Below are 15055 nucleotides of genomic sequence, written 5' to 3'. Positions count from 1 at the left end.
GCGCCTACCGACCAGGCAGGGAGAAGCCCTGCCTCAAGAATTCTGCCCGGGCGGCATCGGATTGCAGATAGGTCAGGAACCCCTGCGCCTCGGGACCCGCCGCCTGCGTCAGGGCCGCTGGATAAATGATCGGAGCGTGCGTATCCGGCGGGAAAACCCCCACGACACTAACGCGCTGTTCCGCATGCGCATCTGATCGGTAGACAATCCCCAACGGGGCTGCGCCAGTTGCGACCAGAGCCAGAGCAGCACGAACGTTGTCGGCCTGCGCGATCTGTCCCTGTACACTGTTCCAGAGGCCCAGCGACTGTAGCGCTGACCTGCCATAAAGCCCGGCCGGCACCGCATCCACAAGCGCCATCGCCAGATACCCGCCCTGCAATCGGGCAGCGAGGTCAAAACCAGACCCAATTTCCGCGCTTTCCTTGTCTTCTGATCCGATCAGCACCAACTGATTTCCAATCAGATCAACGCGCGAACCCTCCTTCAGGATGCCATCGCGCTGCAGCAGATCCATCCAGTCCTCGTTGGCCGAGATGAACATATCCGCAGGCGCACCCTGTTGAATTTGCCGGGCCAGGATCGACGAGGCGGCATAAGAGACTGTAACCGGTGGGCCGCCCTGTTCCTCATACTGCTCGGCAATCGAATCCAACGCCGTTTTCAGGCTTGAGGCGGCGAATACAAGAACCCCATCCGCGCTGGCACGTGTCGCCGACATGGCACAGATCGCCAGCACAGCGATCAGGCAACGAAACACGCTGGTCATGTTGTGCCTCCGGCTCAAAGGGTTGCGGTTCCTTTGGGCATATCGGAGGCGGCATGGGACAGGCAAGGCCCCAATGTCGGCCCCTTACCCACATTGCCCCGGTTGAAATTGCCCAGGATTTGTCGCGAACGGGATTGATCAGGCATCGAATTCAGGCTGATCTGCAAGGGCTGACGTCAGGAAGGTTCACATGCTCCAACAGTCCCCCGATCTTATCAAGGCTATCCGCGCCCGGTTCGCTCATGTCGAGGAATGCCCGTTTCAGGGCCCCCGCATCTTCTTTGAAAACGCAGGTGGGGCATTGACGCTGAATTCGGTGACCGAAACCTCGGCCAAGTTCGCCGCTATCCCGGACAATCAGGGGCGCGACAACGTGGCCAGCCATGCCTTGGTCGACATCATCAACACGGCCAAAGCAGATTTGTCCGAGTTCATGAACGTGCGGGGTGGGCAGTTCTTTGTCGGCGAAAGCGGCACCGAACTTTTGTTCCGCATGATCCGTACCGCCTGCATCAACGCCGCCAAGGGCGGTAAGGTGATTGGCAGCTCCATCGAACACCCCGCCAGCCGCAGCGCCGCGCGCCGCTGGGCCGAAATCGCCGGTTTGGACTATGTCAACGTACCGCACGACAACGCGACAGGATTGGTGACCGCAGACGACTATCGCGCGCGGATGACCCCGGATGTTGCCGTGGCAACGATTCTGCATGCCTCGCCCGTGACCGGTATGGGCATGGATGTGGCAGCAATCGCTCAGGCGATACGCGACGTCGCACCTGCCTGTTTCATCATCGTCGACGGCATCCAGCATGCTGCCCATGGCCAGATGGATCTGGATAGTTATGGGGTCGATGGCTATGCGATTTCTCCCTACAAAGTGTTCTCGCGCCACGGGTTCGGGGTGGCGTGGATCTCGGACCGGATGACCGATTTGCCGCATGATCAGCTAATCGACGCTCCGGCAAATGGGTGGGAGTTCGGCACCCGCGACACCGGCGCTTATGCCACGATGTCTGATGTGGTGGGGTATTTCGACTGGCTAGGATCGCAGCTGACCGATGCCAGCGACCGGCGCACACGACTCGAAACTGCCGGCCGTGCCATCCACGCCTATGAAACGCATCTGACCCGCGCGATGATCGATGGCACCGGCAATTTGCCCGGCCTGCGCGATATGGACCACATCACGATTCTGGCCGGAGCCGACAATCCCGCGCGCGAGGGGCTGGTCTCAATTGTGGTGCGCGACACGCCCTCGGCCGATGTGGTGACCAAGCTGAACGCACAAGGCATCAGAACCCACACCCGCAAGGCCGATCACTATAGCGGCAATGTGCTGAATCCTCTGGGTCTGAGCGATTGCATACGTATCTCTCTGTGCCACTACAATACTGAACACGAAGTGGCGCAACTGCTTGCCGCCCTCAAGGATATGCGCCCCTGAACGTGATGAACGGCGAAACCACGAAAGAATTTCGCCGGTACCCTCTTGCAACCGCCCGCAGGCTTGGCTAAATCCCCCCTCACGGGTGATTAGCTCAGTTGGTAGAGCGCTTCGTTTACACCGAAGATGTCGGGAGTTCGAGTCTCTCATCACCCACCATCCGCTCCCCACAATGGATCAAGGTCTTACGCGACTAGCACCTTCTGCTGTTCTGCGCATGAAACTGTGTCCGCTGCACTTAGATGAAAAAGATGTCTCCAACACGGGAGATACTGGTCATGGCAACAATCTTTAATCGGCCCAACGGGAAGTGGCAAGCGACTGTGCGGAAGGACGGGCAATCCGGATCTAGGTCCTTTCTCAAGCGTGCTGATGGGGCAAAGTGGGCGCTAGAGACGGAGTTGAGCGCCGGCAGAGGATTGCTGGCGCCTACTCTCGGTTCGAGCGCATCCGAGATGACCCTTGGAGAGGTGCTGCGCAAATACCGAGAAAACTTCACGAGCGAAAAACGATGTGCGGACAATGAAAGTTGCGCAATGAACGGGTTCCCGGGTGGCGACGTATGTCGCACGAAGGGTGCTCAAACTGAAACCTACCAAAAGCCAAGCCGAGATCGCGGCGCAGGTGGAACACGTCAACCCAAACATGATCACGATGAAAAAGTAAGGTGGGCTCACGTCGTTCATGTGAGGACTCCCGTTGCAGAAATTCGACGCGCATCCGAAGCTCTATATGTGCGCACTGCGCTGAAATTTGAGTGGGCGCGAATTCTGAATCCGTTTGGCATTCACGCTGCCCGAAGGGAGCTATTTGAACAATTCTATCTCCCCGCCGGATCCAAGGAAGGAACTGCCGCTCATCGGTTCTTTCAGAGCACACATGTGATCAAATTGCATCATACAAAAGACCATTCAGAAATTCGTTAACACATCGTTAATAGGAACATCAAAAAGCCATCTTTTTTTTGCTGCTAACACATACGCGGAGAGTTCCGCGCAAAAAGTTGCGGTGGTTTCCAAGCCACCCTTAAGGGGTGAACAAGATGTTTCGAGTATGCGGTTTGAACCGTAAAGCACGCCGTCGTGCGGCGGCACTTTCCAAAGCACAGACGAACAATTTCCGTCAGAGAAAACCCGCCGCGTTGCGCGCTTTCGCTGCTCCGGTTGCAGCCGGTGCGATAGGGTTGGGCGCCTCGATTGGAGTGGCAACTCCTTCGATCGCGCAAACGGTTGTTCCTCCGTCAAATGGTCCTTGTACTGTTGCGGGCGACCTTGCCACCTGTACGGGAGATATTTCAACAGGTGTTCAGGCAAACGGGCCAACACTCGAAACGCTCAATATCAATAACGTGACGGCTCCGGGAATTGCACCAGGCGGCGGAACAGACGGCGTGGCTTTCAGCACACCTACTGGTAACGCAACCCTCAACATCCAGACGAATGGAACCAGCGGCATTGTCACTACCGGGAACGGCGCGGATGGGATTGTCGTGGACGCAGACGGCGACGGCGATGTTTCGATCACATCTATTGGCGACATTGCAACAAACGGACGTCGGTCCTTTGGCATTCGATCCGATCTTGAGGGTGACGGTGCCGTTTCGGTGAACTCGACAGGCAACATCACGACGTCCGGACGCAGCAGAAGCGTCGGTATCGGCGCCACTCAACAAGGTGGTGATGGCGAGGTGTCAGTGGTTTCAGAAGGTCGTATCAGCACATCGGGCAGCCGTTCAGACGGAATTTACGCCAATCAGGACGGTGGAGACGGCACGGTATCGGTCAACTCGGCAGGCGACATCAGCACGGCGGGAAATCGATCAACAGGCATTACCGCGCTTCAGAGTGGCGGCGAAGGGGATGTCTCGGTGGTCTCGGATGGCAACATCTCGACGGCTGGTAACAACTCCGGCGGTATACTTGGACAGCAAAGCGATGACGATGGCGATATCGCGATCCAATCGACTGGAAATATAACGACAGATGGAAACAACGCGAACGCCATCTTGGCGCGTCAAAATGGCGGAGATGGGGATATCACCGTTGAATCCGAGGGCAACCTTTCGACTTCTGGCAACAATGCCCGTGGGATCTTTGCACGGCAGGATGACGGTGACGGCGATATCACGATCCGCTCGACCGGAAATATCACGACCGGTGGCAACAACGCTGATGGCATCTTTGCCCGCCAAAGGGGCGGAGACGGAGATATCAGCGTCACTTCGTCGGGCAATATATTGTCCGCGAGGGACGGCATCCGCGCGCTTGCGAGCAATGATAGCGACATTAATATTACAAACCGGGGCGATGTCAGCGGTGCAGCAGCAGGCGACGGTATCAACGCAATGGTGAATGGCGCGGGTGATGTCGTCATCGACAGCATCGGGGATATTGCTGGCAGAGAATACGGGATCTATGGCGCAGCCAACGGAACGGGCAACGTAACGATCAATTCCAACGGTAACATTTCTGCTGACGAAGAACATGCGATCTTTGCTGACGCCGAGGACGGGAATGTAACCATCAATGTGACGGGTGATGTCCAATCGCGCGACAGCGATGCGATTGATGTGGAAACCGGCAGCCCCGGAGGCATGATTGACGTCATTGTGGTGGGCAATATCACTGGCGGTGCGATCGGCATTGACGCCGATGCCGAGGATTCCGGTGATATCACCATTCAAGTCACAGGTGATATCCGCGCCAGTTCGGATGACGGCATCGAAGCCGAAGTCGACGGTGACGGCGACATCTCGATCACGATGAACGGTGATATCGAAGCAAGCGAACACGGGATCCGCAGCTTTGTTGCTGGTGATGGGAACATCTCGGTTGACGCGTCGAGTGACATTGCGGCTGAAAACATTGATGGCATTAACGCGGAAGTTGACGGAAGCGGCGATATTACCATCACGGCGTCCGGGACCATCAACGCCGAAGTTGATGGAATCTTCGCCCATGTGACCGAGAATGGCGACATCAGCATTACGAACTCTGCGTCCATTACAGCCAGAAGTGACGAAGGTATCGACGCCGAAATCTTCGGAGATGGCGATGTCTTCATTAGAAACTCGGGGCGGATAACCTCTCGCGAAGACGACGCGATAGAAGTGGATGTCGAGGGAAGCGGCGACGTCGCTATTGAAAACTTTGCCCGGCTTACCGCCGATTCCGACGCGATCGATATTGAGTTAAACGGCGACGGCAACGCCAGGGTCACCAACAGTGGGGCGTTGCGTTCGCTGGACAATAACGGGATCGAAGTGGACGTTGATGGAACGGGTTCGATCACTATCGTAAACACCGGAAATATTGATGCGTTCGAATACGGTATCGAGATCGAAGATCGTGATAACAATGCTGCCGCAACCATCACAAACTCGGCCCGTATCACCGGTCGCGAAGGCTTTTCCATCGTATTTGGCGGCGACGGCAACGACACGTTAACGCTCGAGCCCGGCTCGATCCTGAACGGTTCGGTCGATTTCGGTAATGGCAATGATGGAATCGGGGGAACAAACCCGAATGACATCGACACGTTGAACTTTGCGCGCGGGATGAATGCGGTTGTCAATTTTGCCGATGCATCGGGAGACGACAATGACCTCGCGTCCGCCCCCGAAATCGTCAATTTCGGAGGGGCCGGCGTTTTGGCCAACAACGGCCTCACGGCGGTATCGGTAGATACAACAGGATTTGCGGCCCAAGGTACCTTCATCAGCGATCTGACAGACGCTGTATTCAACACGATTGAAACCGCCAGCCCCTATGCGTCCGGGTCCTCGGACGCTCAGGTCAGCAGAAACCTGGGTCCTTTCGGGTATGTCGAACAGGATAACGGTCCATATGTCTGGGCTACGGCCTTTGGCGGAGATCGCGATGTTGAAGAAGACGGTTCAAATCTTGGGTTCAGCCATCGCATGTACGGTTTCGTAGTTGGTGCCGAAACGAATGAACTCATCGATAATAGCGATTTTGGTGTTCTTGTCGGATATGACGACAGCCGTATCTCGCTGGATCAAGACGCAGGCGATACAGATATCACGTCATATTTTGGGGGCGTTTACCTCGAAAGGGACTATGGACGATACAGCATCAACGCGGCGCTTCTTGCTGGCGTAACCGACAACGACGTGACCCGAAACGTTGATGGCGGCGAAGCGAAGGGCGATTTTGACGGGACTTTCATTGCTCCGTCGCTCTCGATCTCGGCACCCATCAACGCCTTGCCAATTCCTGCCTTCCTCAGTGCGCGCGCAAGTTATGTTTTTCTGAAACTTGATGAGTATACAGAAACAGGAACCGCGTATCCCCTAACGGTCGAAGATCGGAATGTCTCACTCTTCAACACGCGGGCGCAATTGAACTTGCCGCGCCTTTACGAGGGTGCAAATGGATCGAGCACCTATTTGAACTGGGCAGTTGGAGTTGACGCAACTTTCGATGCAGGATCCGACGATGTGGACGCGATCGTGGCGGCGACGCCCTTTTCATTCGTGGCTTCCACAGAAGATGCAGCCGCAGGGTTTCTGGGCTTTACGCTTGAACATACATCTGCAGATGGAAACCGATCGATAGGCTTCAGCGGTGAGTATCAATCAACCTTTGGTGGTGGATCCAGTATTGTCGGAGAACTCACGGCTTCCATAAGGTTTTGAACCTGTGGATGGCTGCATGCTTGGCCGGTTGTTGGTGCCATTTAGCCTTTTCAATCTGACTAGCTTCCTGACCATAGGAGCGCTTGATGAGTTTCGCCACGCATGCCCAATCCACCTCCGTCCACGAAATCAGAGGGATTTTGTGAATATAAGTAACTAGCCGCGAGCGTTGACCGCAAACGCCGGCTCTCCTCCCCTCGTGTATCGGTGATGTCCTCGAAATTGCCTTTGGTTGCAAAGGGGATTCTCCCATCTACCGCAAAGCGTGTTCGTGTTTTGCGCTCCACAGCCCTAAGACCGATGCATCCGAATTTCTTACGTTTTGAATGAAACATTCCTGACTGCACAGTACGATGAAGAATGCGCGGAGTCGCGTGTGTCCCACATCGTACGACCAAGCAATTCTTGCGCCTGTTTCCGAACCCTTCGATGATACTTGTGGATGCCCTTTGCGGGCTCTGTCAGGTAGGCCGCTTTTCTTACGGTTCTTTGCCATGTGACTTGCCCAAGGTATTGTATCATTCCGCCAAACATTGGGTAAATCTGAACCTGCATGGCAAGTATTATCTTATCATCTATTTGTTCTAAAGGTATTTTGTTTATTCTAGGGTTTATCAGTCATTCATCACCCACCATCCTTCCCCACAATGCTGCTAGAGCTTTCCGTCCGCTTTCATTGACAGAACTCGTTCGCGAACTGCAAAGTTCAACAGGGCGATGGGGGCAAGTTCCAAACATTCAGCGCGAATAGAACCCATCGCGAAGCTCTTGCCTTAGGCGCAAACGCTCGGGGTATTCTCTTAGAAATTGTTCGGGTGGTTTGCCTTCCCAGACTTGGGCGTAAACGCGCATCTTGTTGCCGCCATAGATCTTTTCAAGGTCTTCGTTCGAATAACCGCGCGCCCAAAGATCATCGGTAATCGCAGCCAGGATTTTGGCAAGTTCGCCATTGCCGGTGGCGCCTTTGTTGAACGCGTCGATCATGTAGCCGCCATCGTCGTACATACTCGCGTTATCAGTCGCCCACTGCACGACGAGTTCAAGTGAGAACATGTCATCCGTTGCGATCCCAACATGGTCGACACCCACCAGTTGTACATAATAGTCGATCATGTCGGCGGCCTGCTCGGGCGAGATATCTTCGGGCCAAACGCCGTCCATCATCCATTCGGTGAAAGTCGGAGAAATGTATCCGCCCGACTTGGCCGCACGCAGCGCCTCGTCGTCAGGAATGGCACGATAACAGCCTTTTGGCGTGGCATTGGGCCCGTTCGCGTAAAGACCAGCGGGTACAGAATGCGTATAGACATAGGGCACGCCGGGATAGTTTTCGTCCATGTAGTCCATCGCGTCGTTGGCCGTTTTGGAACCCGTGTGACTCAGGTCCAGCAGGATACCGAAACGCACCATCTCATCGATGACCGACTTTCCCCAAGGTGTCAGACCGATGTCGCGTCCATTATAAGCCGCGAGTTGGCCTGAACCGGTGCGGAAAATGTCATTGTAGGCCAGGATCATGCTCTTGATCCCCATATCTTTGAGCACTGACATCTTCTTGAGGTCGCCATCCAGGATCGTCGCCGTTTGGCTGTTCCAAATGACCGCCGTTTTACCTTGCAAATGAGCGGCCTCGATATCGCGGGTTTCATTCACGATCAGGTAGTTCTCCGGCTGCTGCGCCATAGCAGACCGAAAGTGATAATGCTGATCAAGAAAGGCCTCAAAAGACATATCCGCTGCGGCCAGCGTCATCTCATGCCCCGTGATACCGTTGTCCCGGGCGCGCGCGAAGTAAGTGTGCAACTGTTCATCTTCAGTCCATCCGGTGCGGTAGGGACTGGCCAACATGCCAAGGACAATTGTGTCCTTCACAAATTGCTTCGCCTCATCTGTCGCATCCCATGATTTGCTTTCCTCGCTCGCGTGCAGCGCGGCACCGTATACGATTGCGATGGCGCTTGCTGCCAATAGCGTTTTCATCCCGGAACCTCCCAAATTGGTTTCATGTCAGTTGCTGCACTCAAGCCGCATCAAAAAACGATCCGGGTTCTTAGGCCGAACAGTGTAATGCTGTCCTGATCAGGGTTCAAAAGCGGGTCGGAAATGAATTGCACCGATGGCGTGATCTGGAGCCCCGGTGAGACTGAAAAGCGGTAGAACGCTTCCAGTGTGAATTGATCGCCGTCTATACCTCTCGCCTCGGCCCAGTTCAGGCCCAGACCTGCCAGATCGGTATTGCGACCGTAGTAACCCAATCCAGCCGACACAGATCGATCATAGAGTGCTGCTGTCCCCTTTGACGCCCCTGCCCTGAAGAACGGCATCCATTTGTTGTCGACAAACCAGGCCGCCGAAAACGCAGCACCGTAGTCTTCCGCGCGGCTGCCATCATCGGCGGCATCCGCATGCCAAAAGGTCAGATGGATATTGTCGAAATAGATGCGATCGAAGCCGGAAGTATAGCCTAGTTCCAGTGATTTGAAGAGATTGCCGTCGCTGAACACGTCGAAATTTGGGTCCGACGGATCGGCATTCGCGTCCGCGACGCTCGCAACGGCATAAAAGTGTTCACTCAGCTTTATCCCGCCCGCAATGCCCAGGCCCTGGTTGGGCGCGTTGATCGTCGGGTTGGTGTTGAAGGACAGATTCTGGAACCCGCTGTATGGGCTGACCAGCCCATAGATGTCCACGAAATCCGTCACGTCGATCTGACCGAATTGCAGCGTCCAAGAGCCATCGACAGCTCTTTGGGTCCAGAACAGGTTTGTCAGCAGCAGGCCACTGTCATTGAAGGCTGTCCCGGTGATCGACAGGGCACCGCCATCCAACCCAAGAAACTGCGGGGCAACATCGGTATAGCTGTGCCGGTCTTCGATCTTGAACGTCAGAGAACCAGATTCGGTCGCCTGCCAGCTTCCATAAATCCGAGCAATACCGCTTGCGGCTTCGCCCGCACCCAAATCCGCGTCCGTGGTCTGGCCCAGCGCCAGATAGTCGAGGTTAAAGCGAAACCCATCTTCCGCCAGCCGGTCTTTCCATTGGAACCAACCCGGTGCGATGCTACGCGGAAAATCCGTGCGGTATTGCGGATCGGTCAGTCCATCTCCGGCTTCAAGGTCGGCTTCAACAGACGAGGGCCCGGAAAGCCCCTGCGCCGACGCAGTGCCCGCAGTTGCAATGCTCAATGCTGCAACCAGAAATCTTATCATTCAGACGCCTTTGCGCCGCCGGTCTTGCGGTTACCTGCCGCGCGGATGCGATCAGCCGTACGCCGTTTCCATTCAAGGCGGTCTGCCTCGGTTTCGAGCGTTTCGACGCTTTCCGTCTCCAACTGGAAGGTCGCATTCATGGCCATGGGGCCGTCCACGACCATCATATGCTGAACCGTAGGATCAATTGTTAGCGTTCCCGTCAGCCGAACGGGTTCGTGGAAATAGCTGGGGGCCCAATCGTCATTTAACCGCACGCGGATCATCTGGTTCGGCGAAGGAGGAGGCAAGTGGCTGCACATCCCGCGTTCGGGCACCAGATACACCACGGATCGTCCGTCAGGATCGTTTGGGGCGGGAATGGCAAAACCCGCCAGGGTAATCGTCCGACCATCAAAGTCTGGATTGCCTTCCGTTCCTGCCTTTCTTCGACGATCCGTCACGACCTCTCGTTGATCAAGCAACCAATCGATGTCGATATCATCTGCCGCCAAGGCCTCCTCGGTCTCGGTCAGAAGATTTTGCCATTTCTTCCTTTCTTCATCGCTGTCGGCCTCCTGCTCTAGCCTGCCACGCAATCGTACAACAAACAGCACATCGTCGAATTGTTCGGGGCTGAGATCGCGATAGGGGTCGTCAAAGTCCTGCACAGACGGGTCCGGAAGGTCAGACCAATCCAGCGCGACACCGGGCGCTGCCACGGCGGAATGACCGTACCAGATCAACCCAGATACCAATGCACAACGGATCCAATGTCGCATGAACGTTTTCTGGTTACCTTTGTTAATCAATCCAACGTGTTCTTGTATATCACACCGTCTTTCATAATCAGACGGATCGTTTCCGGGCTGTCCGGCCTCGGGTCCGCACCAAACCACTGATCACCCGTGCCAACGACCGAGAAATCCTCAAGCGGGTTGCCGTCGATCAGCAGAATATCCGCATAGGCACCTTCTTCGATCACACCTAGCTTGCCGCCGGTATAGGGGTTCATGAAGTCACCCGACAGGGCGACCACCTCGCCACCTGTCGACGTCAATGTCACCATAGACGTATATGGGCCGAAAAATTCATTGTTCAGGTGCTTCTCGTAGGCGATCTGAATGTTGCACGCCTCAACCGAACCAACGCAGTCGGTCTGGAATCCCCGCTTTACCGGGCATTCCTTCATATTGTCGATGTAGCCTGCAAAGGTGGCCGAAGCCGACTTTGCTTTGGCAAGGCTCGACGGGACGCTCGCCACCGCCGGAATATCGAGCAAGCCGGGATCGAAGGCTGTCAGGTTCGTGGTAATGTAAGCCCCTTTGTCATTCATGACCTGGGCGATATCACAATCAAACGAGAAGCCATGTTCAATCGACATCACGCCAGCGTCGAGCGCGTTGAGGATCGCTTCCTTACGATAGGAATGCGCCATGACATAGCTGCCATATTCATTCGCAACCTGTACTGCGGCTCGGATTTCTTCGGGCGATCCAGCCAGCAACTGCCACGGGTCAAAGGCTGAAACGACACCTCCGGATTGCATGAATTTCAACTGTGTTGCACCCATGCGGAAATTGTTGCGCGCAAATTTGTAGACGTCGTCGACACCGCTAACCTCCTGCGCCAGGTTAAGACGGCTCATATTGGTCTCTGAACCCGGCGGCGCGGTGAAATTCGCAAAGTCGGCATGACCGCCGCGCGTCCCGATAAAGGCGCCGGAGGGGTAGTAGCGCGGGCCATCGATCTGCCCCGAGTCAATTGCCCGACGCAGCCCGCCATTGGCGCCGCCTGCATCCCTGACAGTGGTAAAGCCCTGCATCAGATACATCTCGGCCATCCGAGCGCCATGTATGGCAAAATCTTCCCAGGTCGTGTTTGCCTCCATCGCCGGCAGCGTTGGCCCCATCAGCATGAGGTGCGCGTGCAATTCGATGAATCCGGGTGTCAGTGTCCGGCCTTCACCGTCAATGATTGTGGCTTGGGGGGCATCGATCGCATCGGTCGATACGGTCTTGATCAGGTTGCCCTCAACCAAAACGCTGGCATTCTCGATGCGTTGTTCATTCACGCCGTCGAAGACATGCACGTTGGTAAACAGCGTTTGTGGCGCTTCTTGCTCCTGAGCCTGCGCTGATGCGGAAAATGAAAGACTTGCTGCAAATACTGCTGCCGCGCAAAGGGGCATTCGTAGGGCGGACATAGGCACCTCCGTCACATTCAAATTTATCTAAGTGTAGTTCGGAAATTCTTGGTTCGGTTGCCTCTTTTGCTTTAGAATGTTCGAATGTGATTGCAAAAGTGGCCACTATACAAACTGTTAACCAATTCAAAGGTGACGCGCTTGCCTTTCAACTCGACCTCTCAAGAACATAGCGAAGGCTTCATTCGCCTCGCTTTGGCTGCTCCGTTCCTGCAATATCTCATCGACCGCAAAATCGACCCGCAACCGGCCTTCGATCAGGTCGGCCTGAAGGCTGAACTGCTGTCTGACGCATCTGTCTACGTCCATTCCGAATTGGTATATGGTTTGCTGAATGCCTTCGCTGATTTGTCAGGCGATCGGTACCTTGGACTGAATGTCGGAGAGACGTTTGACCTGCAAGGATGGCCTCCGTTCGCGCAGGCGCTGCAATCGACAAAAACGCTGTTCGAGTTTTTTGCCCGTTTCGTTGGCCTTGTACCGCAGGAAACAAATTCCGTACGGCACAGCCTTGTTGTCGACGCTGACAAGGCAACCTATCGGATTGAGCGGCAACAGGAACCAACCGTTCCGCCCATTCAGGTCACTGGGTTCGGGGCCGCGATCTATGTGCGTCTGTTGCAGACCGTTGTCGGAAAGTCCTGGGATCCGTCTCGCGTGCGGTGGGAGAGCAGGTACATCAATGGCCTGCCGCTGGACTACAAAGGGATCGACGTAGGGCTTGGACCCGACGCCGGGATGCAGATAAGTTTCCCTGCGGAATGGTTGTTTTTGCACCATGCCTCAGAGGAGGTCGCCGCAACCCTGGCCGCGGTTCAGCGAGACGAGGAGGTAACCGTGGTGGCAGCTTTGCGATCTGTCCTGCGCGACAAGCTGGATGAAACAGATTTGGGGCCGAAGGTCGTCGCAGGATTACTGGGCATACAGCCCGTGCGGTTGCTGAAAGCGCTCAAGCAACAACGAACCACGTTAAACCGCGAGGTAAAGCGGCTGCGCGTCGATGTCGCCAAAGCGCATCTCAAAGAAAACAAAATGACAATCGCAGAGATCGGTCTGATGCTTGGCTATTCAGACAAATCCCACTTCACGCGCTTTTTTCGAGGGCAGGTCGGCATGACACCAACTGCATATCGGGTCGGATCGTAACGACGGTGTTTTTTTTGGAGAGGCTGTCTGCTTTTTTCTGGTGCTCGCCCAAAGAGCGATGACCGATGCCTGAAGCTAACGGAAGGCTGGTAGATGTGAATTTGCACCCGTGGGGCCGTCCTACCAGGACTTAGCGTCACCTTTGCCCGCAAGTTTCATTTTTCAGCGACAAGCGCATGAAGGCGCTGTGGGGGTCATCGCCATAGCCGTAGATCGGACCGCAATAGGAATACCCGAGTGCCTCATAGAGCTTGCGCGCCGCGTCATATTCGGTCAGGTGCGCGGCGCCGGTTTCCAGAACCAACGCCTCAAACCCGTCAGCGCGGGCCTGTTCCGCCAGATATTGCATCATCGCCTTGGCCAGTCCCCGCCCGCGTGCCTGCGGCAGAATATGAACGGATTTGACCTCGGCACTGCCATCGGGAAGAGGTTTCAAGGCACCGCAACCCAACGCTTGCCCGGCTTCGAAAATGGCCCAAAACCGAATTTCGGGCGCGGCAAGGGACTGGGCATCCATCGTATGGTTGCTGTCCGCCGGACCCGCTGTCTGACTATGTGCAAAATGCGCTTCGACCACGGGGCGCAGCGCGTCCGAGGTCGGGTCAGCCTGCCGGATCTCAACCACTCAGTGAGTCCAGGGGCTGCGGCGGTCCGTGGCAAAATTTTCACCATAGCCACGCGCGCGCAGATTGGGCTTGCGTTTATGCGGCTCGCTCACCTGCGCGTCGATGCCATTGTCCTTGGCGTAGTCAAGCGCCTCTTCCTTGGTATCGAACTTCAGGCGCACCTGGGTTTGCGTGTCCTTGGACGAGGTCCAGCCCATCAGCGGATCAACCTCGCGTGCGGATGCGGGGGCATATTCCAGAACCCACTTGCGGGTCTTGGCCATCCCCGACGTCATCGCATTTCGTGCAGGCTGGTAAATCCGTGCGCGCATGTGGCCTCTCCGTATTCGCTTGGCTGAGACCGTTTATGCGACACAGCGCGCGATGGGACAAGATGACAATTGTCGCGGGCATTATCCGAAGCCTGATGACAGAAACTGACATTAGTCCGGGTTACTCAGGCGGCAAAAGATGAAAGGAACAGCAAGATGATTCACCATGAACGCCACCTGGATATCGACGCCCGGCCCGAGGATATATGGGCCATACTGAGCCGCTTTATGCGTATCGACGATTTCGCCCCACAGGTGACATCCGTTGATGCATTGACAACGGGGGCAAATGGGGTCGGCTCCAAACGCCGGTGCCATTTCGCAAACGGCACATCCTTGGTCGAGGAAGTCACCGAATGGCAGGTCAATCGGGGCTATTCCGTTCGCTTGTCGCAGATGGCGATGCCATTGCAAGAAGCCCAAGCCGCGATCGACATCGCGCCTTTGTCTGATACGCGCAGCCGCGTCATTTGGAGCATGGATTTCAGCATGAAGTACGGGCCCTTGGGCTGGCTGATGGGACAGACTCTGCTTAAAATGATGATGTCCAAGGTACTCGACGGCAACCTGAAGGCACTGGCTGACAAGGTGGTTTCGGCTAACATTTCAGTTGCGCAACCCGCCTATTACTGAATCCGAGGTTTCCATGCCTGATCAACCCTTGCAGTTGGACAAAATAAGAACAAATGTAGGGGTCTGATCCGGAGC

Annotated in this window: 11 protein-coding genes and 1 tRNA gene; 5 read left to right on the top strand and 7 right to left on the bottom strand. The window is 55.6% G+C overall.

Annotation, left to right across the window (positions count from 1 at the left end):
- Positions 1–4: 4 nt before the first annotated feature.
- Complete coding sequence (modA, locus tag ACR0JA_RS12770) at positions 5–769, bottom strand: molybdate ABC transporter substrate-binding protein (protein ID WP_480575096.1); 765 nt, start codon at positions 767–769, stop codon at positions 5–7.
- A 190-nt stretch (positions 770–959) separates the two neighbouring features.
- On the opposite strand from modA, the gene ACR0JA_RS12765 reads away from it, so the two are divergent.
- From ACR0JA_RS12765 to ACR0JA_RS12755, 3 genes are all read left to right on the top strand, one after another.
- Positions 960–2213 carry an aminotransferase class V-fold PLP-dependent enzyme gene (locus ACR0JA_RS12765; RefSeq protein WP_480575093.1) on the top strand — a complete coding sequence of 418 codons (1254 nt, stop codon included), beginning with the start codon at positions 960–962 and terminating at the stop codon, positions 2211–2213.
- Positions 2214–2296: 83 nt separating this feature from the next.
- Positions 2297–2372: transfer RNA gene (locus ACR0JA_RS12760), tRNA-Val, on the top strand.
- An 883-nt stretch (positions 2373–3255) separates the two neighbouring features.
- Positions 3256–6870, top strand: a complete 3615-nt coding sequence (locus ACR0JA_RS12755) for an autotransporter domain-containing protein (protein ID WP_480575090.1) — start codon at positions 3256–3258, stop codon at positions 6868–6870.
- Positions 6871–7608: 738 nt separating this feature from the next.
- On the opposite strand, the gene ACR0JA_RS12750 is transcribed toward ACR0JA_RS12755, so the two are convergent.
- From ACR0JA_RS12750 to ACR0JA_RS12735, 4 genes are read right to left on the bottom strand one after another with little or no spacing between them, the layout of a single operon-like run.
- Positions 7609–8850, bottom strand: a complete 1242-nt coding sequence (locus tag ACR0JA_RS12750; RefSeq protein WP_480575087.1) for a membrane dipeptidase — start codon at positions 8848–8850, stop codon at positions 7609–7611.
- 50 nt (positions 8851–8900) lie between these two features.
- Entirely contained in the window at positions 8901–10079 is a 1179-nt protein-coding gene (locus ACR0JA_RS12745; RefSeq protein WP_480575084.1) for a carbohydrate porin, read from the bottom strand.
- Entirely contained in the window at positions 10076–10840 is a 765-nt protein-coding gene (locus ACR0JA_RS12740) for a DUF3299 domain-containing protein (protein ID WP_480575081.1), read from the bottom strand. The genes ACR0JA_RS12745 and ACR0JA_RS12740 overlap by 4 nt, the downstream gene beginning before the upstream one ends.
- Positions 10841–10866: 26 nt before the next feature.
- Entirely contained in the window at positions 10867–12264 is a 1398-nt protein-coding gene (locus tag ACR0JA_RS12735) for an amidohydrolase family protein (protein ID WP_480575078.1), read from the bottom strand.
- 141 nt (positions 12265–12405) lie between these two features.
- Between ACR0JA_RS12735 and ACR0JA_RS12730 the strand changes: the two genes are divergently transcribed.
- Positions 12406–13410: an AraC family transcriptional regulator gene (locus tag ACR0JA_RS12730; RefSeq protein ID WP_480575075.1), complete on the top strand. Its 1005-nt coding sequence runs from the start codon at positions 12406–12408 to the stop codon at positions 13408–13410.
- Positions 13411–13546: 136 nt separating this feature from the next.
- On the opposite strand, the gene ACR0JA_RS12725 is transcribed toward ACR0JA_RS12730, so the two are convergent.
- The gene (locus ACR0JA_RS12725; protein ID WP_480575072.1) at positions 13547–14035 is read right to left on the bottom strand and encodes a GNAT family N-acetyltransferase; all 489 of its coding nucleotides are present in this window, start codon (positions 14033–14035) and stop codon (positions 13547–13549) included.
- Positions 14036–14347: an ETC complex I subunit gene (locus tag ACR0JA_RS12720; RefSeq protein WP_480575068.1), complete on the bottom strand. Its 312-nt coding sequence runs from the start codon at positions 14345–14347 to the stop codon at positions 14036–14038.
- 156 nt (positions 14348–14503) lie between these two features.
- Here ACR0JA_RS12720 and ACR0JA_RS12715 point away from each other — a divergent pair, with 156 nt between their 5' ends.
- Positions 14504–14980 carry an SRPBCC family protein gene (locus tag ACR0JA_RS12715; RefSeq protein ID WP_480575065.1) on the top strand — a complete coding sequence of 159 codons (477 nt, stop codon included), beginning with the start codon at positions 14504–14506 and terminating at the stop codon, positions 14978–14980.
- The last annotated feature ends 75 nt before the right edge of the window (positions 14981–15055 follow it).

It is taken from the genome of Ruegeria sp. AM4 (assembly GCF_056540665.1).
This window is presented reverse-complemented; position numbering and strand designations above follow the sequence as displayed.

What these genes read in the sequence shown, in the direction of transcription:
- ACR0JA_RS12745 (WP_480575084.1), bottom strand. Translation starts at nt 10,079, where the DNA reads ATGATAAGATTTCTGGTTGCAGCATTGAGCATTGCAACTGCGGGCACT.
- ACR0JA_RS12765 (WP_480575093.1), top strand. Translation starts at nt 960, where the DNA reads ATGCTCCAACAGTCCCCCGATCTTATCAAGGCTATCCGCGCCCGGTTC.
- ACR0JA_RS12750 (WP_480575087.1), bottom strand. Translation starts at nt 8,850, where the DNA reads ATGAAAACGCTATTGGCAGCAAGCGCCATCGCAATCGTATACGGTGCC.
- modA (WP_480575096.1), bottom strand. Translation starts at nt 769, where the DNA reads ATGACCAGCGTGTTTCGTTGCCTGATCGCTGTGCTGGCGATCTGTGCC.
- ACR0JA_RS12715 (WP_480575065.1), top strand. Translation starts at nt 14,504, where the DNA reads ATGATTCACCATGAACGCCACCTGGATATCGACGCCCGGCCCGAGGAT.
- ACR0JA_RS12720 (WP_480575068.1), bottom strand. Translation starts at nt 14,347, where the DNA reads ATGCGCGCACGGATTTACCAGCCTGCACGAAATGCGATGACGTCGGGG.
- ACR0JA_RS12735 (WP_480575078.1), bottom strand. Translation starts at nt 12,264, where the DNA reads ATGTCCGCCCTACGAATGCCCCTTTGCGCGGCAGCAGTATTTGCAGCA.
- ACR0JA_RS12740 (WP_480575081.1), bottom strand. Translation starts at nt 10,840, where the DNA reads ATGCGACATTGGATCCGTTGTGCATTGGTATCTGGGTTGATCTGGTAC.
- ACR0JA_RS12755 (WP_480575090.1), top strand. Translation starts at nt 3,256, where the DNA reads ATGTTTCGAGTATGCGGTTTGAACCGTAAAGCACGCCGTCGTGCGGCG.